Here is a 21,851-nt window from a genome sequence, read left to right on the forward strand (position 1 = left end):
GCGAGCCATTGCCGCTGGGGTATGCCGTGCATTCTACGCAATGCTGCTTATGAGTCAATAAAAATTTTATTTAATTATCGCCAACTGACTGATATATGAACAATTGATCGTGAAGAGTACGCATTTTGCCCATGCAACCTCCCCCTTTCAAAGATCAATCACAGTAAAGATGTCATCGCTGTAGCAGGAATAATCGCGCCAGGATGCTGGATAACTATCGATGCCAACCGATGTCCCAATTCTGCAGACTGTTTTTCATCCACCCCACTCAGACGTCCTGCTAAATAACCCGCAGCAAAGGAGTCACCAGCGGCGCAAGTATCAACAACATTGCCAATATCATTAGCATCAACATAAATACGCCGAGGTTTAGGCGACTGCAAATGGCTAACAACTTCACAAGGATCACTGCCACGCTTGATAACCACTTCATTGCAACCAAAACGGCAACAGCGGGCGACTATATCGTTATCACCCCAAACCCGTTGATCATCCTCTTCCGTCATCAAAGCGATATCAACAAATGGCAGTACCTGCGAATACCAGTACTGAGCTTGTTTCTCCGTCCATAGCTGGGGCCGGAAATTATTATCAAAAAGAACTTTACCGCCAAGCTGACGATGCCTATCCAGTAACGTCACTAACGTCGCTTTGGCATCTTCAGCCAAAATAGCCAGGCTTATGCCGCTAATATACAGAGCATCGAACTCGTTACGGTCAATCGCCTGCTCCAGTGGAGTCGCGGCTGCCGTTGAAAAATAAAACTTAGCGGCGCTGTCATTCCTCCAATAATGGAAATGACGTTCACCATTAGGTTCTGTTTCAACTAAATACAATCCCGGCAGCTTGTTTTCTAATTTCCGCACCATATGGGTATCAATCCGTTCCCGCTGCCAAGCCGCCAGCATTTCCGCACTAATATTATCAACCCCTAAGGCCGTAGCGTAGCTCACTGATATGTTGCGACTAATACCTAATCTCGCCAAATAAAGCGCGGTATTAAGCGTATCGCCACCGAAAGTGCGCTGTAGCGGCTGCCCGCTGAGCTCAACCATACACTCACCAAAAAAAGCCACTTTCACATAATCACCTTCATTCATTCGATTATCTTTAAAGCGTAATGGATTATCCGCACCTTACATCACCACAAGTCTCTGCAATTCGATGACTTTTAGAAGATTATTTTGCATTACATTTTAACAAGTTGAAAAATACATCGGCATGTAATAGTCCACCAAGATTATTTTCATACTACCCCCGATTTTTCTCACTTGTCGTATTAATCACCCACAAAATTTCATTATTTATCATTGCTCATTAACACTCTGTTTTTATTGCGTTTTAGTGTCGAAATTCCTTCCTATCGTGCAATTCGATGTGTATGATCCAGCCATCATTTTCGTGCCACAATGGATTAGGCCTGTTTATGAACTTTACCTACCTCATTGAGGGGACGTTATTTGCCCTGATCGTTCTGTTGGTATGCCTTTCCATCGGTGCGTTTTTTATCATGGCAACCCTAAAACCCCAAGATGGTGATAACGTGACAGAATCACGTATCGAGTTTGGTTTTTATGGTGTGGCAAGTCTGGCATTTGCCGCCTTGCTGGCAGGTATAATCTACTAAAGCAAGTCACTTCTCAGTGGCCATATTGATAAAGCTCTAGTGGCAGCCCGTCTGGGTCTTGGAAAAAGGTGAACGCCTTCCCCGTGTACTCATCCACCCTAACGGGCTCAACCCCTATCCCTTTCGATGACAGGTACTGCGCTACCCGTTCAACATCCTCCACGGCAAAAGCCAAATGCCGTAACCCACAAGCCTCCGGATAGGAAGGCCGCTCGACGGGTGAGGGGAAAGAAAACAACTCCAATTGACTACCATCAGGCAGTTGCAAGTCTAACTTCCAAGAATCTCTAGCCTCTCGATAATGTTCAGTAATAATCTCCAATCCCAAAATATCAACATAAAACGTTTTTGAACGCGCATAATCAGAACAGATCACGGCAACATGGTGAATGGCTTTCAACACAACTTGCAACCTCTTAAAACGTCACTTACTACCTCAAAATACTCATTTCGGCGAAAATGTCTTTGGCTTAATGCAAATTTAATCACCATTAAGTGTTTACATTTCGAAATATAATTTATATGTTAAATAGGAATCCGATACTTATGTCTAGGAAATGACCATGCTCAACCGCCAATGCCGACAATCTGTTTGCGCAACTGTCTTCAGGACAGGCGGGACATCTGTATCACATAACATTATTGCTGCTATTCTAGTGATTATTAACTAGGCTGGCGGCTATACCCGTCAGCCTAGCTGACGGGAGAATCATCATATCCATCCTATTCTTTCATCAGCTTATCTGACGGTCCAAAACAAAACTGAATACATTCAGTAAGAGGACTAGTCCGAATGAACAAACACAACACACTCGCCATAGGTCTTATGACCTTTGCACTGTTTCTCGGTGCGGGCAATATCATCTTTCCCCCATTCCTCGGCCTTCAAGCGGGTACCCACTTTTTACCGGCCATGCTCGGTTTCTTAATTACAGCCGTTGGCCTACCTGCCCTGACACTGATCGTTCTAGGACGCCTAAGCAACAGCCAACAGCTTACTGCCGCACTACCTGCACCAGTGGCCACATTATTTTGGGTATTGCTGTTTACTGCCATTGGTCCGGCTTTTGGTATGCCCCGCGCCGTTACCGTCGCCTACGAAATGGGTATAGCGCCATTCGTTGGCTCAAACATGTTGCTACCGTTTTCCATTGCGTTTGTCAGCTTGACCCTGATACTGGCTTTTCAACGTGGGAAACTCGTCGATTACATCGGAAAAATTATGACTCCGTTGTTAGTCACTTTACTCGCTATACTGGCTATCGCTGCTTTTACCCACCCAATCAGCCCAATGGCTGCACCAACAGGTGACTACCAACATCAAGCACTGACCCAAGGCTTAATTCAAGGCTATATGACAATGGATGCCATCGCCGCGGTTGGCTTTGGCTGGGTCATCATCAAAACTATCCGCGACAAAGGAGTCGCATCTCGCCAAGGCCTGTTTCGTTCTACGATTCAAGTTACCATGATCTATGCGGTACTGATGTCAGCCTGCTACCTTGCAATGGGGTACGTTGGCGCAACGTCCTCCGGTGTGGCTGGCGGCGCTGAAAATGGCGGAACAATCCTATCGCTGTACGTCGCCAAGCTTTTCGGTATCTATGGCCAATACCTACTTGCTGGCATTATCGTCATGGCCTGCCTAACGACAACTGTTGGCCTAACCAATGCCTGTGCCGAGTACTACCAGCAAACATTCAATGCCCCATTCTCATTTACATCGTTTATCGTATGCCTTCTTACAGGCATTATTGCCAACTTCGGCCTCAACCAAATTCTCGCAGTCAGCCTGCCTGCCATTCTGATACTCTGCCCTGTCGCTATCGCGCTTGTCATAACGGCACTATTCATCAAAGCGGAGCGCAATATGCGCAGTGTTTACCTTGCCACCGTTACCGTGACTCTATTTTTCGGTATGCTTGATACCCTGCATATCCTCGACAAACTGCCAGAAAGCCTCAACACATTATTTAGCCAATATTTACCGCTTTATGGCGCTCATGCCAGCTGGTTCTTACCTTGTCTCGCATCCCTGTTCTTTGCCCGGCTATACCGACACAAATTACCTTGCGTAGCCCTCAAAAAAAATAAAGCAGAATACAGCACTACCGAGCAGTAACCCCCTTCTACCACATGCCGCTGGCTATTGCTGGCGGCCCATTCATTTGATCCCTCGGTATATCGCCCACTTAACCAGCACAAAACTCTCGCTTTGATAAATTTCTCAGTTTGCGGTTTACAGCACCCGTAAATACTTATATGTTGTATCCGTTGTTCGCAGAAGGAATAAAAGCATCATGCTTATTCATACTAAATCAAATGCATTTCTTGCCCATTCGGCACTGGCACAAGCCCAGAATGCACTTATGCGTGCAACACAGACAGTCGTCGCTGTCGTCGTCCTAGTCATCGTTATCTAGGCTGGCGGCCATTTCCGTCAGCCGGGCTGACGGAAAGTAAGTATCCCTTCTCTTATCTCTCCTTTAGCCACTGACGGTCCTAACCCAAATTTTTGGAATGCAAATACAGGACTTGTAATGAAAACAAATGACATCTTGGCTATCGGCCTCATGACGTTTGCCATGTTCCTCGGGGCTGGCAATATCATATTTCCCCCGTTTCTCGGCCTTGAAGCTGGAACCCAGCTATTGCCGGCTATGGCAGGTTTTTTAATCACGGCCGTTGGCCTGCCCGCATTAACCCTCATTGTTTTTGGCCGCTTGAGCAGCAGCAATCAATTGACTAACCCGCTACCTAAGTGGCTGGCTACGCTAATTTGGGTTTCGCTACTCACTGCTGTTGGACCGGCCTTTAGCATGCCTCGAGCCGTCACCGTGGCCTACGAAATGGGGATCAAGCCTTTTGTTACTGATAACCACCTTGCCCTGTTTTCAACACTTTTTTGCCTACTCACTCTATTGCTAGCCTTCTACCCAGGCAGACTTGTCGACTACATTGGCAAAATCATGACACCAATGCTGATCCTAATGCTGTTTGCTTTAGCTATCACAGCGGTAATCAATCCCCTTGCGCCACCTTCTGTTCCGCGCGGTGATTTTGCCGATATGGCTCTTACCCAAGGGTTGGTTCAGGGCTATATGACAATGGATGCTATCGCAGCTGTGGGGTTTGGCTGGGTGGTTATCCGAGCCATTAACGACAAAGGCGTAACCGCAGAAAAAACCGTTCGCCGTATTACCTTCAAGGTCGCGCTTATCTACGCTTTCTTGATGAGCCTATGCTACTTGGCAATGGGTTATGTAGGGGCAACGTCATCACCTATTGCAGCAGGTGCCAGCAACGGTGGCGAATTGCTAAGCCTCTACGTAGCTCACGCATTCGGTGGCTATGGGCAGCTACTACTGGCTGCAATTATTATCATGGCATGTTTGACAACGACTGTTGGCCTTACAAACGCCTGTACCGAATACTACCAGCAAACATTCAATGTACCGTTCCGTCGCAGTGCCACTATCGTCGTTGTGATTACAGGTCTTATTGCCAATGTTGGTCTTGACCAGATCCTCGCTTTGAGCCTGCCTGCCATCCTGATTCTATGCCCGGTGGCCATTGCCCTGATCCTTGCAGCCCTGTTCTACCCAGGGGACAAGAAATTTAAGCGAACTTATGTCGCAACAATCGTAACCGCCTTTGTTTTCGGTAGCTTAGATGCCATTAGCATTCTTGATAAAATGCCACCGTCACTCAACGAAACATTTAACCAATGGCTACCGCTCTATAGCGCCCACGCCAGCTGGTTGCTGCCATGCTGCATCGTGCTGCTAAGCCAGAAAAAGTGGTTGGTTCCGAGTATGAAAAAACACACCGCATAAAAATAAAAACAAACACAACAAAAAAAGCCTGCCATTTAACATGGCAGGCTTTTTTAAGTGTCACCCCATATCTGGGCGGGTTAATGAAAATAACCGTTATTACTTAGGTAATTGAAATACGTCCAATTGGCTATTTTGATTTTCAGCCTGCAGCGAAAGATGGCTGCTTGCCTCAGCGGCTTGCCCAATGCCTGCTACATTCTGAATAATAATGTCATTGATACCATTAATCGTCGCCGTAATGTCAGAAATCGCCGTATTTTGCACTTCAACAGCTTGACTCACAGCAGCATTGACCTGACTAATATTGGCAATAACCTCACTGATCTTCAGCAACTGCTGATCGGCTTGCTCGCTCATTTGACGATTGCGACTAACCTTATCCAACGTACAGTTAACCACCTCAACAACCTCTGAAGATTTATGTTGAAGCTGTTCAATAATCGATTGTATCTGCTGGGTTGATGCTTGTGTTTTTCCCGCCAAGGTCCGAACTTCCTCAGCAACAACGGCAAAACCACGTCCGCTTTCTCCCGCCCGCGCGGCTTCAATCGCTGCGTTTAGAGCCAGCAAATTCGTCTGCTCCGAAATGCTGTCAATAACCGTCACAACTTCGCTGATTTTGATCGTCTGCTCGTTGAGCCCCATAACTTGAGCTGACATTTCATTTAACTGAGCTTGTAATTCATCCGTCATCTGGCGGGCCTGCTGGGCGACCTGGGCACTGCTTTGTCCCAAATCAAAAGCACGTCGCGCTTCTGTCTCAGCCAATTGTACGTGGCCATCCACTTGTGTTGCTGTCTGAGCCAACTCGTTAACGGCTGAGGTAATCAATGACACCTGATGCTGCTGCTCCTTGCCATTGACTTCGCTTTGCGTCATTACCGCGGCCAACTCAGTGGAAGAAGCCGCAACCTCCTCACTGATCCCACGCAAAGCGGCAAGGGTAGCGGCTAATTTATCAATGGCATTATCTAAACTTTGTCCTAACTTGCCTAGCTCGTTATAGCCATCTATCCCTGTCATAGCATCGAGCCTGCCATCTGCCAATTGACGTGTCGCGTCAGACAGAGTGGCAATAATCTTGCTGATACCAGCCGCCATCAGCACACTCAGGCTGAGGGCCAATAATGCAGCCACCGCTGTCGCAGCCCACTGACTGGCCGTTACAGATTCTAACAATGACGTCGTTTGTTGTCCCAATGCTTGGCTAGAACGAATAGACTGCGCCAATAGTTCCGTAACCATTGCCGTATTTTCTGAACCTAGTTTTGCCATTTCACCTGAAATAACAATAACTTGATTTTGAAGCAGGATAATATCACTGATTTTTCGGCACCAATCATGGGCATGTTGTAACAGCAATCCAACTTCTGGCCATGACTTAAATGCCTTCAGATCTTCTAGCAGAGACTCTGTCATAGTCAGTGTTTTCTGACTATCGTCGAGGCTTCGTCCCTTCACACCTTCGGCAATATGATGAAGCATCAACGCCCCGGTATCAGAGATTGCCGCTAAATTACGGTTCCACTGCGCAATATCATCTGCATTGCGATTGGCCCCAATGGCGAGATCGACCTGAGTAATCGTTGAAGTGATCCAACTTAATGACGCATAAGTCTCATTCATCGCCATTCGTTTATCACGCATAACGACTGACAGCTCAACATAGCGAGCGTAATTATCAAAAAATTGAGCCAGAGTCTGCCGAATATCAGATGTCAGCACTATATTGCCAGATTGCAAGATAGTGTTGTAACGTTCTTGCAACGATTCAAGATTGGCACGATTCGCTTCCACCATTGGATTAAGGCGGCTATCAAAACCTAATCCATAAATCGTTTCAACACGACTGCTATCTATGCTCTCCTGAAATGCACGCATATGACGGTTAAATTCAATATAATCGTTTACATGATTAGTGTTATCCCTAACACCAGCAAGCATGTTTTGATTTACCAATATCACTATGATGAAACACAGGATGGCAAAACAGGATGAAAGCGAAAGCAATACTTTAAGCGGGATGTTTTTTATGGCTTTATTTACTTTTTTTATCATTATCATTTACTGCACAAATCAACATATGAGTCTGTTTTTTTGGGCAGCGGATTATATTCACAAAAAGCATAAATGGCTACAAATAATAACCACGATGGAATAACTTAAAGCCAAAACAATAAAAAACCCTTTTAATCATAAACATAGAAACAAGATAGCACTCTGCACATAACGTAACTGCCATTTTCCAACCAATAAAAACAGTCACTAGCGAATAACAACCTCGAGAGAACTTAAAAAGGTTCTAAATATATAGGCACGATAGGCTTTTTTAATTTTTAAACAAATACAAAAAAGCCCACCACATTCCTGCGGCGGGCTCACTTACCGATCTTTATTGGGATATACGATTATCTTGGTTCAGCTACCGTTACTTTAAAGTAACTCACTTCGCCTTTTAGTTCGTCCACCAATTGGGCCATTTCAGAGTTAGATTCTATTGCTTCTTTGGCCCCCATAAGGTTATCGCCAACCATCACTTTAATCTCATCAACACTGCGGGATACTTCTTGGTTAACGATATATTGCTCTTCAGAAGCCCGAGCCATCGCTGAGTTGATATCTGACAGCTGAGAAACTTTTAACGATATTTCATTAAATGCCACTTCAATTTCTTCAGAATTGCTAGATAGTCGGCTTGCCAGCTGTAAATTGCCGTTCATCGCTTCAACCGCACTCTGCGTACTCGCCTGCAAGGTCGTTATAATACTCTGAATACTGACTGTTGATTCTTGAGTTTTTACCGCCAGTGCTCTGACTTCATCCGCAACTACCGCAAAACCACGCCCCTGCTCACCGGCTCGCGCGGCTTCAATCGCTGCATTCAGTGCTAACAAATTCGTTTGGTCTGAAATATTACCAATGACTTCAACTACCGAGCTAATATTGTCTGAAAGCCCTTTTAACTCGTTTAGAACCCTTGATGACTCTTTAATCGATAGAGTTACCTGATCTACGATGCTTGTAGAGCGCTTCAATGTCTCAAGACTGGCTGAAGATAGCTTCAGTGTTGATGATGTTTCTACATCAGCAGCTTGTGCACTTTCTGCAATATCATTGGCTGTTGAAGCCATTTGAGAGATAGCATTGGCAACTTGTTCAATATTCGCCAATTCAGATTCTGAACGAGTAACATGCTGCGATGAAATATCCGAAATCTGTTGCTGATGCTCAGATAGGCTTTTCATTATTACCTGTGCTGAATTCAGCACATTACTAATACGCGCCTGCATGGTAACCAGCGACCCAGATATGTTATCAAGTTCATTGCTGGCCTTTGGTATATTAACTAAATGAAATTCGCCCTCAGCCATATTACCGATCGTACTCACGACTCTCGGAATATTTGCCAACTCACGTCGTACGATCATATAGATTGTTGCTGTCAGCACCAATCCAATCGTGACCAGCAAGACGATCAACGCAGATAAGATATTTTGCGCATTTTCGACTGTTTGTTTTTGATTAGTAAACACATACGCATAATAATCATCACCAATTGATTCTCGAGACATACTAAAGACACTTCCTGCTGGGCTGACGATAATCGACGGCTCTTCAGTAATGCTTCTGTATGTCGGACGTACATCGAAAAGATTTTGGTTCAACCAGTCAATCGACTGACTATCAACCGCAACAATCATCCCGTCTTTCGTTGTAATCGCAAACTCCACACCGAGTTCTGGCATAATCTGATTTAAATCAACATCGATTGCCACAACACCCACCGTCCTACCGTTAAAGGTCAGCGGTGCGCTCACTGTAATCGTCGTTGTCCCATCAATTGACTGGTACGGTGCGGTAGCATGCCCGACTTTATGATCCACAATAATCGCCGTAAACCATTCGCGACCACTTTCTTTGGCATTCAGATCTTTCGACCAACCATTAGTGGCTGTAGAAAAGAAACGTCCATCAGGGGCGGCTACTGTCATCGCCTTATATGTATCGTTTGTATTAACGATATTCATCATATTTTGTAAAACAGATTTCTCATCAAATGGCTTAACGGGATCCAATAGCATTGCATGACCCAGCGATTCAGTAGAAGAAATCAATTCATTAATGGCAGCATTAAAACTACCTGTGATGGTTTTAGTGGCGAAATTATCTGCATATAGGATATTTTCATGTCGAAACTTATCCAAAAAATGATTCGAAACTAAAACAGTAATAGCGAGAATAGAAAGAATAACAAGTAAAAATACGAGACTGATTTTCTTTAGCATGTGAGAAAGTACAGGTAATAATTTGCGCCAATTATATTCACAATTAGAATTCAGCATGATGAAATTTATTTATTACATGCATTTACAATACACTATAAACATAGAGTCACTATTGCATAATTCGCAAACCTACCCGAGACCGACTCCGGAAATAGAAAACCAATTTCAAACAAAAAGCCCGCCGCTTTTCAGCGGCGGGCTTTTACAGCAAATAAACATGCTTTGCTTTAGTTTACGGCGTCCAATTTGACCCTGAAGAACATCGCATAAAACAATGGAATCACTACCAATGTCAGGATTGTGGCAAACAACAAACCAAACATGATGGTTACAGCCATGCTCTTGAAGAAGGGATCAATCAAAAGCGGGGCAACCCCCAGTATCGTAGTCAATGCCCCAAGCAGAACCGGACGAGCTCGACTCAAAGCCGCGTCAATAATAGCTTGATACGGCGATTTACCGTCTCTAATTTCAACATCGGCCTGATCCACCAGCACGATGGCGTTTTTCACCATCATCCCGATCAAACTGAGGAAACCGAGAATTGCCATGAACTCGAACGGGGTCTGGAAAATAATCAACCCCACGGTTACCCCGATCAACGCCAATGGTGCCGTCAACCAAATCACCAAAGGCTGGCGCAACGCATTGAACATGAAGATCACCGACAATATCATCGCCGCAAAACCGTATGGCGCAGAAATCACCAGCCCTTCGTTGGCGTCCTTCGAAGCTTTGTATTCTCCGTACCAAATCAGTTCGTACCCTGCTGGCAAGTCAATCGCCTCAATCTTGCTACGCACAGAGGCAAATGCATCGGCGGTTAGCACACCAGGGGCCGGATCGGCTTGAACCAAAATCGTCGGCATCCGGTCGATACGACGTAAAATCGCATCTTCCCATACCACGTCGACCGACTCGACCAATTGACTTACCGGAATGAAACCGCCCACGGTGTGGCTGTACACTTCAGTATTCTCAATGGCGCGTTGATGGTTGCGCTCATTTTCCGGCGAACGAACCACAATCGGGATAAGATCATCACCTTCACGGTAAACGCCCACATTACGCCCCGAGAGTGTCTGGGCAATCGCCTGATTGATCTCCTGAGTAGTCAAACCAAAACGCTGGGCTTCCTGCGCCGAGTATACTGGACGTAGTACCGGCACTTGCTGGCGCCAATCGTCCTGTACCGCAATCAGTTGATCGTCACTGAGCATGATGGCCTTAGCCTGCTCAGCCAACTGGCGCAAAACATGGCTATCCGGCCCTTTAAAGCCAGCTTCAATCTTCTTGCCGCCCCCACGGCCTAGCATGAACTTCCACACTTTAATTGAAGCATCGGGGTACTTGGCATCCAACTCAGCCTGCAACTCACCCAGTAATGGGGCGATCTTGGTGTAGTCATCAATATCAATCAATAACTGGCCATAGCTTGGGTTACGCGCTTCCGGTGAATAGGTCAGCATGAAACGAAGGCCGCCACCACCAATAAAGCTAGCAATATTCGTTACCCCTTCTTTGGCTTTCACATCCTGCTCGATGCTGGCGACAACCTGCTCAGTACGCTTGATGTCCGAACCTTGCGGCAAGTAAACATCCACCACAAACTGCGGGCGTTGCGAATCTGGCATGAAGCCCGGCGGGACAAACTTAACTCCCCACATGGCGGTCGCCAAAGTCGCTAGCAGCAGACCACAGCTAATAAGGCGGTACTTCAGAACCCAAGTCAGCAGGCCTTTGTACGCCGTCACCATAAAACCAGGTTTGCGATCGGCTGGTACCGCTTTAACTTTCATAAAGTCATAGCAGAGCATCGGGGTGACAGTAACCGCAAATACCCAGCTCAAGAACATCGAGTACAAGATCACCCAGAACAGCGAACCAGCATATTCCCCCATGTCCGAAGGCGAAAGACCGATAGCACTGAATGCACAGATCCCCACCACTGTACCGCCCAGCAATGGCCACTTGGTAGCATTCACCACCTCAGAGACAATCACTTCGCGATCTTCCTCTGGGTTAGTCTGCATCCTGACCAAAATGCCATCAGTTACCACAATGGCATTATCCACCAGCATGCCGAGCGCGATGATCAGCGCCCCCAGAGAAATCCGCTGCATGGCAATGTCTTCAATCAGCATGATGCATAACGTACCAGCAACGGTCAGCAGCAACACAAAGCCGATAATTACCCCGGAGCGGACACCCATAAACAGCAGCAAGACCACGAAAACAATAGCAACAGCGGCAATCAGGTTATCAATGAAGTTCGCCACCGATGCTCGCACCGAATCTGACTGCATCGAAATAACATGGAGCTCAATACCCAAAGGACGCTGGCCTTCCAGCTCGGCAATCCGCGCCTTGACCGCATCCCCCATATCCACCACGTTGCCGCCAGTGACATTGGATATACCAAAACCAATTGCCCGCTCACCGTTATAACGCATCATCATGGACGCCGGTTCTTGATAACCGCGGGTCACGTTGGCTATATCACCCAACCGCAAAACAGTATTGTTGCTGCCAACCCCCACCTGCAGGTTCTTCAGATCATTGAACGAACGGATGCTCGCACTCGGAATAACAGGGATCCTCATAGCATCAGTTTCAATGCTCCCCGCCACCGTTACCAAGTTCTGCTTTTGCAGTACTTTGAACACGTTCTCTGCTGAAACACCAAACTTGGCTAGCTTCTCACTGGAGATTTCAACAAAGATTGTCTCTTGCTGTTCAGCCAATGTTGCTGTCTTCGCCACACCCGATACAAGAACCAGATCGCGCCGCAAGCTATCGACATAGTCTTGCAGCTGCTTATCGGTAAACCCTTCTCCGGTTACCGCAAAGAACAACGCATAAACATCCGAAAAGTCATCATTGACAATCGACGGACCCGCCCCCGGTGGCAATTGGCGCTGAACATCACTGATTTTACGCCGCAGTTTGTCCCAAACTTGCTGGAGATCGGCCGAGCTTTTCGCAAACTCCAGCTTGATCTCCACAGTAACCTCAGACATTCCCTGCTTCGAAACCGACTTCACTTCCTTAAGCTCTTGCAGCGACTGGACAGCTCCTTCAATCACATCGGTCACTTCGTCCGACACTTCCTGAGCCGTCGCACCGGCATAAGGGGTGTTGATCACCGCCTGGCGGATCACAAACTCCGGGTCTTCAAAGCGCCCCAACTTCAGGTAACTGATATAGCCACCTAACAGTACCAACGCGATCATCACCCAAACACTGGTTCGCTTGGCGATTGTATAACGTGCAATATCCATCGATTATGCTCCGTTGTTATCGCTATAAGGACGCACTTCCATGCCCTCACGCACACTCGACACGCCAGCAATGATCACTCGCTCACCCGGCTTAAGGTGCTGTTCAATCACAATACGATTCTTCACCAACGCACCAACTTCAACGTAGCGTTTCTCCGCCTTGTTCCCTGCACCAATCACCCAAACAAACTGCTTGCCTTGGTTATCAGGGACAATGGCAGTCAACGGCACAGTAATTGTCGACGATGATGCCATTTGCTCATTCTCTGCATGTGCGGCAACAGGCAGCACTTTCACAGCCATACCCGGCAGAACACGAAAACCCTTCAGGTCATCAAAACCCAGCACCACCGCATACGTCTGAGTCACCGGATCGGCTTGGGTGGCATAGGTCCGCAATGCCAACGGAAACAGCTGCCCCGGAATAGCCGACAGTTCGGCCTGTGCCTGAGTACCACGCAGCGGTGACAGCATCACGCTGTCCGGGATATTAATCACGACCTCGAGATCACTAAGATCATGCAAGGTAAGCACAGGGGAATTAGCTTGGATCTGAACGTGGTTATCCACCATTTTTCGACCAATGATGCCATCGAACGGTGCTTTTAGCTGGGTATACTCCAGCTGGCGCTTGGCCTCTGCCAAACGGTTTTTTGCCAAGTTATAACGCGTTGCCAACGTATCGAGATCGCTCTTGGCTATAGCCTGGCTCTTCTCATAAATCGCCTTTGCCCTTGAATACTCTGCTTTGGTGTTATCCAACTCCAACGAAGCAGACGCAAGGGCAGTTTGAGCATCGCGAGGATCCAGCTTGGCAAGCAACTGCCCCTGTTTCACTTCATCCCCTTCTTTGACAAGGATCTCAGTGAGGCGCCCCCCAACCCGAAATGCCAAATCAGCACGTTCCGCCGCGCGAACCACACCGTTGAAACTCAAATCGGCACTGGTTTGGGTTGATACCACCTCCGTTAATGCCGGTTTCACAACTGGCGCCACGGTTTGCTGCGGCTGCTCTTCACCACAACCACTCAGCAGCAACACGGCCACAGACAGGCTGGCAGCAATGGCGCTTTGTTTAAATGACGCAAATGCAGGCTTGCTCGAATACGTTTTCACCTTGTTCTCCATTAAAAGATTGGTCAGGCGCGACCCGTGTTGTTCAGACATGGCATGGGTGCCGGTTCATTGCTAATACGTGCGGGGATGCATAAAGTAAACTCGCAAGTTTATTTTATAGCAGCGCAAAACCGAAAGTAAACTCGCGCGTGTACTTTTTGACAGAGATTTGATAAAGTTCAAACAAGGCAAATAGAAAAGAACGAACACCGATGACACGTTCAGAAAGAAAACGCTTGGCAATCATCGAAGCCGCAAAAGAAGAATTCATTCAGCACGGCTTTATTGCCGCCAATATGGATAGAGTCAGTGCTACCGCCGAAGTCTCCAAACGGACGCTCTACCGCCACTTCGAAAGCAAAGAGTGCCTGTTCGAATCCGTCCTGACGATCATCCAGCAATCTGTCGACAGCCACGTTCAGTATCCCTTTGACGAAAAACGCAGTCTCCACGAACAACTGACAGACATCACCTACCAAGAAGTCGATGTGCTATATAACACTTACGGTATCGACCTATCTCGCACCATCGTCATGGAATTTCTCCGCCAACCAGAAATGGCACAGAACTTAATAACCACCCTATACAGCACCAAGGCGGTTACCCAATGGTTCAAAGCAGCTATGGAGGCAGGAAAACTCAAACACACCGATCTCAAAACACTGACCAATATCTATGTCAGCCTTTTCCAAGGATTATTGTTTTGGCCGCAAGTCATGCACCTTGCCCCAACGTTTGATGGGAAGATTCTTGAAGAAAAGATTGAAACTGTCGTCTCGGTACTACTGGCATCCTACGGACAAGCAAACCAACCGGCAGCCTAAGTCCCTGCAGACTCAAGACTGATACCCCCATAATGAATAACGGGTCATTCTAGCCAGTTAAAAAACACGCATAAAAAAAGCAACCAACAGGCTGCTTTTTCTATGCATTAACAAGACATTATAGCTCGAAGTCACCGAACGCATCGTTCTCGACCTGACGCTCGATAAATGCGACAAGATCGTCATGCCCACCAATGTACTGGCCATCAAGGATAATTTGCGGCACCGTACGTACTTGGTTGCCCGTCGCTTGCTCAATGAAATCAACCATTGTTGTCTTCGCAAGATCAGTACCCAACACCAAAGTGGTGTATTCCGTACCACGCTCGTCCAAAATCGCCTTGGCCTTTACGCAATATGGGCAATTAGGCTGGGTAATTACAAGGTTCTGGTAGCTTGCCAACTGTTCCATTGTCATATCAGACATGTTTTCTATCTCATGGTATCAAAATCACTCAGGCCGCTAAGATATCGGATCGCCCTTATCCCTGACAAGGACTGTCTGTCATAATCGCCCGCAGCCAATCCTAGGCGCTGGTAATTTGCACGGGAATGCGACGCCGGCCAAAGGCATGCGCTATACGCTTAAAATGTCCAGCCAATTGGTAGCCGCAATAATGGCAAGCTCCCTTGGCAGTTAAATGGCACTCCCCAAGCTGGTACCAGTTGCGCGATAACACCTTGTGACCGCACCCCGGGCAGTAAGTGCTATCTCCCGCTTCATCGAATACATTACCGACATAGGCATAGTGCAGACCGTTGGCGATGGCAATCTCCCTAGCCTTAATCACTGTCTCCGACGGCGTGCGGGGCTTGTCCAACATTTTGAAATCCGGGTGAAACGCACTGAAATGAATAGGGATATCTGGGCCAAGTTGGGTATAGATCCAACGTGTCATCGCATCCAGCTCGCGATGGCTATCATTCTCCCCAGGGATCAACAAGGTGGTAATCTCAAACCACACCGTCGTCTCATGGCGCAAATAGAGCAAAGTATCGAGCACCGGTGCCAAATGACCACTGCAAACCTTGCGATAAAAACGCTCGGTAAACGCCTTGAGATCAATATTGGCGGCATCCATATGATGGAAAAACGCGCGCCGGGGCGCATCACACAAATAACCGGCACTAACCGCAACACTTTTTATCCCCTCAGCCCGACAGGCGATTGCGGCATCAATGGCGTACTCCATGAATATCACCGGATCATTATAAGTGAAGGCAATACTGTCACAGCCATAACGCTTGGCCGCTGCTGCCAATTGCTCGGGCATGGCTACCGCTCCCAAGGTATCAATTTCGCGAGATTTGCTAATGTCCCAGTTCTGGCAAAACTTACACCCCAAATTACAACCCGCAGTTCCAAATGAAAGCACCGATGAACCGGGATAGAAATGATTAAGCGGTTTCTTTTCAATAGGATCGATGCAAAATCCGCTCGATCGTCCGTAACTGGTAAGCACAATCTCGCCGTCTTTCGCCATACGAATGAAGCAAGCTCCTAATTTCCCGTCCCGTAACTGACAGTGGCGCGGACAGACATCACACTGCACCCGCCCGTCATCGAGTTGATGCCAGTAGCGAGTGGGATAATACCGAGGAGGCTTTTCCATCATAGTCACCTGAGTGAGTATTTATTCCTATAATGAGTATATAAGCTCGTATTCGGCAAGGCTTGCCGATTACACGACCTCAGGGAAATAGTTATGAACATCCGACCGCCGGCCGTTGCCGGGCGCTTCTACCCCCATTCTCCAGAACAACTACAAGGCCAACTCAATCAATGGCTGGATACACCCGTTCCGTCTTGCCGATCTAGCATTCGCGCTATTATTGTCCCCCATGCCGGCTATATATTTTCCGGCGAGGTAGCGGCTCAAGCCTACCGCGAAATCAAAATGCAGGCTGCGCATATCCGCAAAGTGATCCTCATAGGACCAAGCCACCGCTACTATTTCAAAGGCTGCGCCGTACCTGATGCTGAATATTTCGCCACTCCGCTAGGCAAGATAAAAATTGACCGACAATCTATTGAAATACTCAGGGAAATGAATGATATTGAGGTATCAGATCAGGTACATGCTCAGGAACACAGTCTTGAAGTCCAGCTGCCTTTTCTGCAGTCATGCCTGCATGACTTCACCCTGTTACCGCTCTTAACCAGTAATGTATCCTCAGGTACTGTCGCCACGCTGCTCGACCAGCTGTGGCGCGATGAAGACTGCCTGCTTGTCATCAGTAGTGATCTCAGCCATTTTCACAACTATGACCAAGCCTGCAGCCTCGATAATGCAACCTGTTCGCTTATCGAAAGCTTCGAACCAGTCCTGACCCCCGAACAAGCCTGCGGCTCAACCGGTATCAATACATTACTTTTGCTAGCCAAACAGAGGGGATACCAACTTACCCGTAAAACACTAATAAATTCCGGCGATACCCAAGCCGGAGATAAGGAGAGAGTCGTAGGATATGTCAGTTACCTCGTGTCAGAGCCTCAATAAAGGCGAATTAACCCAACTACTGGATGTGGCACGTGATGCTATTCATGGCCATTTTTCGTCAGGCTGCCCTCAGCCTCCACAGCTCGATCTTTATACACGCCGCCTTCTTCAGCCAGGCGCTTGTTTTGTTACCCTTACCGTCAACGGCCAACTGCAAGGCTGTCTGGGTACGATCATCGCACGCTCACCGTTAGTGATGGAGGTGTACAACCGTGCCCGTGCCAGTGCATACCAAGATCGCCGCTTCATGCCATTGACAGAAGACCAGTTGGACGACCTGCAAATCGAGGTCTCCGTTCTGTGCCAACCAGAAACCTTAACGGTCAGCTCAGAGCAGGAGCTCATCAATTATCTCGGCAATAACAAAGTGGGCCTAATCTTATCTGATGGTCACCAACAGGCACTATTCCTCCCGCAAGTGTGGCAAAGCCTGCCAAAAGCCGAACATTTTGTTCGCCAATTAAAACTCAAAGCAGGCTGGAATGCGTCTTACTGGTCGCCGACCATGAAAGTGCAAACCTTCACGGTCAATAGCATCAAGGGCAAGTACTACTTCTAAATCCCATTACCGTTCTCAAAAAAAAACGGCAAGCGATACATCGCCTGCCGTTTTTATAGATACCTGTATTTCAGCTATTCAATGGCGCCAAATCAACTATCTCGATAGGCGCAGCCAGCACATCCGGCAGCATCGCCAACATGGCTTGGGTATAAGGCTGTGCCATATGGGCCTCGAATGCTATCTGATCCTGCCAGTGCTCAATAGCAATAAAGGTATCCGGATGCTCACCATCTGTATAAAGATGCATTCCACAACTGCCCGGCTCCGACTGTGTTCCCTCAAAATTACGCTGCAATGCGTCTTTAAACGCTTCTTTCTGCTCTGGCTTCACTGTGAATTTGACAATTTTACTGATCATTTCCAACCCATATCGTTATATGCGGCAAACACAGGTTAGGTACCTGCGGCTCACAACTCACTGTTCAATATGTATTATCATGACACCCCTTCCTTCGCCGAAACATCCCCCTAGCCTCCATGCATTATGGAGCTATTCGTCCATAATCAGTGTCGCAATCAGGGGGCATTTATCTCATGCACGCTCACTACTCTCTTCCCTACAACACCGACAAAATCAAAAAATCGATAAATAAACACACAATCAACCGAAAAATACGATTGTAGATATTGATAAATCCATCGGTGAAAGCCTGCAAGCCCGTCTATATTCATAACGTGTCCATTTTCTGCGATAACGCATGACCTGATAGGAGTGATCCATGAGCAATGACAGTAACTCTGCAGGAAAATGTCCGTTTCTGCACGGCAGCCATACCCACCTCGGTGGCAGCGGGACCAAGAATGTTGACTGGTGGCCAAACCAACTCAATCTAAAAATCCTTCACCAGAACGACACCAAAGCCAATCCAATGGCAAGCGACTTCAACTATAAAGACGCTTTCAACAAACTGGACCTCACCGCCGTCAAGAATGATATCGAACATGTATTAACCCATTCCCAAGACTGGTGGCCCGCCGACTACGGCCATTACGGACCGTTAATGATCAGGATGGCTTGGCATGTTGCCGGCACCTACCGTACCGGTGACGGGCGCGGTGGCGCAGGCACAGGCAACCAACGTTTTGCCCCCCTCAATAGTTGGCCCGATAACGGCAACCTCGATAAGGCACGTCGCTTATTGTGGCCGGTGAAACAAAAATACGGCGACAACCTGTCATGGGCCGATCTCTTTATGCTCACGGGCAACGTCGCTCTTGAATCAATGGGCTTCAAGACATTCGGATTCGGTGGCGGCCGTGCGGATATCTGGGAGCCAGAAGAGGATATCTACTGGGGCGCGGAAGACGAATGGCTCGGCAACAACCGTTATTCCAGCGAGCGCGATCTTGAAAACCCATTAGCGGCAGTACAAATGGGGCTGATATACGTCAATCCCGAAGGCCCAGATGGCAACCCCGACCCGTTGGCATCTGGCCGCGACGTCCGCGAAACATTCGCAAGAATGGCAATGAATGACTACGAAACCGTTGCTTTAACCGCGGGGGGACATACTTTCGGTAAATGCCACGGTGCCGGAGATGCCGCCCTTGTAGGGGCCGAGCCCGAAGCGGCTCCGATCGAACAGATGGGGCTTGGTTGGAAAAGTAGCTATGGCAGCGGTAAAGGGCGTGATGCGATTACCAGTGGACTGGAAGGCGCATGGACCCCGACACCAACGCAGTGGGATGACAGTTATTTCAACATGCTACTGGGCTATGAGTGGGAACTAACTAAAAGTCCGGCTGGCGCCCACCAGTGGGCTCCGAAAAATCTGGCGGGCGAGAACCATGCCCCGGATCCAGAAGACAGCGCCAAACGGGTTAGCATTATGATGACCACCGCTGACATGTCGATGCGCGAGGATCCCGAATACCGCAAAATCTCAGAGCACTTTCGAGCCAATCCCGATGAGTTTGCCGATGCCTTTGCCCGTGCATGGTTCAAACTGACCCACCGTGATATGGGGCCAAAATCCCGTTACCTTGGGCCTGAAGTACCCGACGAAGATCTGATCTGGCAAGATCCCGTTCCCCCAGTAAATCATGATTTAATCGATAGCAACGATGCCGATGATCTCAAACGTATCATTTTGGCATCAGATCTCAGCGTCTCTGAACTGGTCTACACCGCATGGTCTTCGGCGGCGACCTTCCGTGGCTCTGATAACCGGGGGGGCGCTAACGGTGCGCGAATAAGGCTTGCGCCGCAAAACAGCTGGGAGGTCAACCAACCCGATCAATTACGTGCGGTATTGAGTACCCTTGAAGGCATCAAAAATGACTTCAATAACGGTCAATCGAGTAACAAGCGCGTTTCCCTTGCCGATGTTATCGTCCTCGGCGGCTGTGCTGCCATAGAAAAAGCCTCCAACGATGCTGGCCTCTCGGTAGATGTGCCATTCTCGCCAGGCCGAACCGATGCGACCAACGAACAGACCGATGCCAACTCTTTCGGGGTACTGGAACCCCTTGCTGACGGCTTCCGTAACTACAGCAAGCAAACCTATGCCGTATCCGCCGAGGAAATGCTCATTGACCGCGCCCAACTACTCACCCTAACCGCACCGGAAATGACCGTGCTTATCGGTGGGATGCGGGCACTCAACGCCAATTTCGGCCAATCGCAACATGGTGTATTTACAGACAAACCCGGTACATTGAGCAACGACTTCTTCGTCAACCTGCTCGATATGGGAATAGAATGGTCCCCAACCTCGCCAGAAGCCCAGACCTTTGAAGGCCGCGACCGCAACAGCGGCGCCGTAAAATGGACCGCAACGCGGGTTGATTTGGTCTTCGGCTCCAATTCCCAATTACGGGCAATCGCCGAGGTATACGGCGGCAATGATGCCAAAGAAAAATTCGTCCATGACTTTGTCGCCGCATGGTCGAAAGTAATGCATGCGGACCGCTTTGATCTCTCATGATTTTGCGGTGATCAACCTACCACCGACTCATCGAGGATTCAGAAAATTCGAGACTTCAGTCTGATAGCACCCCTCGGGGTGCTATCTATCGCTAAGGCCATCGGGCTATCCCCCCTTGCCATCTTCCACCAGCGTTCTATGATACCTTCAGCCTTTGCATTCCATGGAGACGCCTGCAATGAACCTGACTGATATTGCACAAACTCGTTATTCCACCAAAGAGTTTGATGCAACCAAAACCATTCCTGCCGAGTTGTTCGAGCAAATAAAAGCCCTACTGCGTTTTAGCCCGTCCAGTGTCAACTCCCAGCCTTGGCATTTTATTCTGGCTGATAACGACGAAGCCAAACAACGAATCGCCACAGGAACTCAGGGACTTTTTATCTTCAACACTCCCAAGGTACTCAATGCCTCCCATGTGATCCTGTTCTGCGCCAAAACCGACATCAACGAAGACTACATCCGCCATTTGCTTGAAACCGAAGAGCAAGATGGCCGCTTCCCGGATCCGGCATTCAAAGAGACGGTCAACAAAGGACGGACGATGTTCGTCAACATGCACCGCTTTGATCTCAAAGATGCTCAACATTGGATGGAAAAACAGCTCTATCTCAATATGGGTACGGTACTGCTCGGAGCCGGAGCGCTAGGAATTGATGCAGTGCCGATCGAAGGGATTGATACCAAGGCTCTTAACCAAGAATTTGGTCTACTTGAAAAAGGTTACAGCGCAGTAGCCCTCGTGGCCTTGGGCTATCGCAAAGAGACGGATTTCAACGCCTCCCTGCCCAAGTCCCGCCTGCGTGAAGAAGAGATTTTCACGATTCTCTAACCCTAGAAACAGAACAAGGCTACATGATGTAGCCCTGTTCTGTCATTGGTATCGTG

General features: G+C 48.1%; 18 protein-coding genes. 9 read left to right on the forward strand and 9 right to left on the reverse strand.

Translation table 11 applies throughout. The features are described from left to right. Positions 1–158: 158 nt before the first annotated feature. Positions 159–1,100: a sugar kinase gene (locus ABT56_RS01390; RefSeq protein WP_205626046.1), complete on the reverse strand. Its 942-nt coding sequence runs from the start codon at positions 1,098–1,100 to the stop codon at positions 159–161. A 326-nt stretch (positions 1,101–1,426) separates the two neighbouring features. On the opposite strand from ABT56_RS01390, the gene ABT56_RS01395 reads away from it, so the two are divergent. Next, the gene (locus ABT56_RS01395; RefSeq protein ID WP_047877055.1) at positions 1,427–1,627 is read left to right on the forward strand and encodes a hypothetical protein; all 201 of its coding nucleotides are present in this window, start codon (positions 1,427–1,429) and stop codon (positions 1,625–1,627) included. Between the two features lie 13 nt (positions 1,628–1,640). Here the strand turns inward: ABT56_RS01395 and gloA2 are convergent, their stop codons facing one another. Continuing rightward, the gene (gloA2, locus tag ABT56_RS01400; RefSeq protein ID WP_047877056.1) at positions 1,641–2,030 is read right to left on the reverse strand and encodes an SMU1112c/YaeR family gloxylase I-like metalloprotein; all 390 of its coding nucleotides are present in this window, start codon (positions 2,028–2,030) and stop codon (positions 1,641–1,643) included. A gap of 390 nt (positions 2,031–2,420) precedes the next feature. Between gloA2 and brnQ (ABT56_RS01405) the strand changes: the two genes are divergently transcribed. The 3 genes from brnQ (ABT56_RS01405) (at position 2,421) to brnQ (ABT56_RS01410) (ending at position 5,463) form a co-directional block, all read left to right on the forward strand. Then, a complete protein-coding gene (brnQ, locus tag ABT56_RS01405; protein WP_084722127.1) occupies positions 2,421–3,749 on the forward strand; it encodes a branched-chain amino acid transport system II carrier protein in 1,329 nt (442 codons plus the stop codon). A 178-nt stretch (positions 3,750–3,927) separates the two neighbouring features. Then, the gene (locus tag ABT56_RS24565; RefSeq protein WP_276203175.1) at positions 3,928–4,050 is read left to right on the forward strand and encodes a hypothetical protein; all 123 of its coding nucleotides are present in this window, start codon (positions 3,928–3,930) and stop codon (positions 4,048–4,050) included. A 117-nt stretch (positions 4,051–4,167) separates the two neighbouring features. Then, on the forward strand, positions 4,168–5,463 hold the full coding sequence (brnQ, locus tag ABT56_RS01410; protein ID WP_047877057.1) for a branched-chain amino acid transport system II carrier protein: 1,296 nt from the start codon (positions 4,168–4,170) through the stop codon (positions 5,461–5,463). A 99-nt stretch (positions 5,464–5,562) separates the two neighbouring features. On the opposite strand, the gene ABT56_RS23175 is transcribed toward brnQ (ABT56_RS01410), so the two are convergent. The 4 genes from ABT56_RS23175 to ABT56_RS01435 all read right to left on the reverse strand — a co-directional run bounded on the left by ABT56_RS23175 (position 5,563) and on the right by ABT56_RS01435 (position 14,161). Beyond that, positions 5,563–7,347 carry a methyl-accepting chemotaxis protein gene (locus ABT56_RS23175; protein WP_240478233.1) on the reverse strand — a complete coding sequence of 595 codons (1,785 nt, stop codon included), beginning with the start codon at positions 7,345–7,347 and terminating at the stop codon, positions 5,563–5,565. A gap of 527 nt (positions 7,348–7,874) precedes the next feature. Then, entirely contained in the window at positions 7,875–9,809 is a 1,935-nt protein-coding gene (locus tag ABT56_RS01425) for a methyl-accepting chemotaxis protein (protein ID WP_240478234.1), read from the reverse strand. A gap of 170 nt (positions 9,810–9,979) precedes the next feature. Further along, entirely contained in the window at positions 9,980–13,033 is a 3,054-nt protein-coding gene (locus ABT56_RS01430) for an efflux RND transporter permease subunit (protein WP_047877059.1), read from the reverse strand. A 3-nt stretch (positions 13,034–13,036) separates the two neighbouring features. Beyond that, positions 13,037–14,161 carry an efflux RND transporter periplasmic adaptor subunit gene (locus tag ABT56_RS01435; RefSeq protein WP_047877495.1) on the reverse strand — a complete coding sequence of 375 codons (1,125 nt, stop codon included), beginning with the start codon at positions 14,159–14,161 and terminating at the stop codon, positions 13,037–13,039. 200 nt (positions 14,162–14,361) lie between these two features. Here ABT56_RS01435 and ABT56_RS01440 point away from each other — a divergent pair, with 200 nt between their 5' ends. Continuing rightward, the gene (locus ABT56_RS01440) at positions 14,362–14,973 is read left to right on the forward strand and encodes a TetR/AcrR family transcriptional regulator (RefSeq protein ID WP_047877060.1); all 612 of its coding nucleotides are present in this window, start codon (positions 14,362–14,364) and stop codon (positions 14,971–14,973) included. Between the two features lie 118 nt (positions 14,974–15,091). Here the strand turns inward: ABT56_RS01440 and ABT56_RS01445 are convergent, their stop codons facing one another. Continuing rightward, the gene (locus tag ABT56_RS01445; RefSeq protein WP_047877061.1) at positions 15,092–15,400 is read right to left on the reverse strand and encodes a glutaredoxin domain-containing protein; all 309 of its coding nucleotides are present in this window, start codon (positions 15,398–15,400) and stop codon (positions 15,092–15,094) included. A 100-nt stretch (positions 15,401–15,500) separates the two neighbouring features. Beyond that, positions 15,501–16,586: an AmmeMemoRadiSam system radical SAM enzyme gene (gene amrS, locus ABT56_RS01450; protein ID WP_047877062.1), complete on the reverse strand. Its 1,086-nt coding sequence runs from the start codon at positions 16,584–16,586 to the stop codon at positions 15,501–15,503. 93 nt (positions 16,587–16,679) lie between these two features. Between amrS and amrB the strand changes: the two genes are divergently transcribed. Continuing rightward, positions 16,680–17,474: an AmmeMemoRadiSam system protein B gene (gene amrB, locus ABT56_RS01455; RefSeq protein ID WP_047877063.1), complete on the forward strand. Its 795-nt coding sequence runs from the start codon at positions 16,680–16,682 to the stop codon at positions 17,472–17,474. Continuing rightward, entirely contained in the window at positions 17,443–18,033 is a 591-nt protein-coding gene (gene amrA, locus ABT56_RS01460; RefSeq protein WP_047877064.1) for an AmmeMemoRadiSam system protein A, read from the forward strand. Before amrB ends, amrA begins: the two co-directional genes overlap by 32 nt. Before the next feature lie 70 nt (positions 18,034–18,103). Here amrA and ABT56_RS01465 read toward each other — a convergent pair whose 3' ends face one another. After that, entirely contained in the window at positions 18,104–18,394 is a 291-nt protein-coding gene (locus ABT56_RS01465) for a putative quinol monooxygenase (RefSeq protein ID WP_047877065.1), read from the reverse strand. Between the two features lie 361 nt (positions 18,395–18,755). On the opposite strand from ABT56_RS01465, the gene katG reads away from it, so the two are divergent. Both katG and nfsB read left to right on the forward strand, forming a co-directional pair. Beyond that, on the forward strand, positions 18,756–20,963 hold the full coding sequence (gene katG, locus ABT56_RS01470) for a catalase/peroxidase HPI (protein ID WP_047877066.1): 2,208 nt from the start codon (positions 18,756–18,758) through the stop codon (positions 20,961–20,963). Positions 20,964–21,141: 178 nt separating this feature from the next. Further along, complete coding sequence (nfsB, locus tag ABT56_RS01475; protein ID WP_047877067.1) at positions 21,142–21,795, forward strand: oxygen-insensitive NAD(P)H nitroreductase; 654 nt, start codon at positions 21,142–21,144, stop codon at positions 21,793–21,795. The last annotated feature ends 56 nt before the right edge of the window (positions 21,796–21,851 follow it).

This window comes from Photobacterium aquae, from assembly GCF_001029445.1.
GTDB lineage: Bacteria > Pseudomonadota > Gammaproteobacteria > Enterobacterales > Vibrionaceae > Photobacterium > Photobacterium aquae.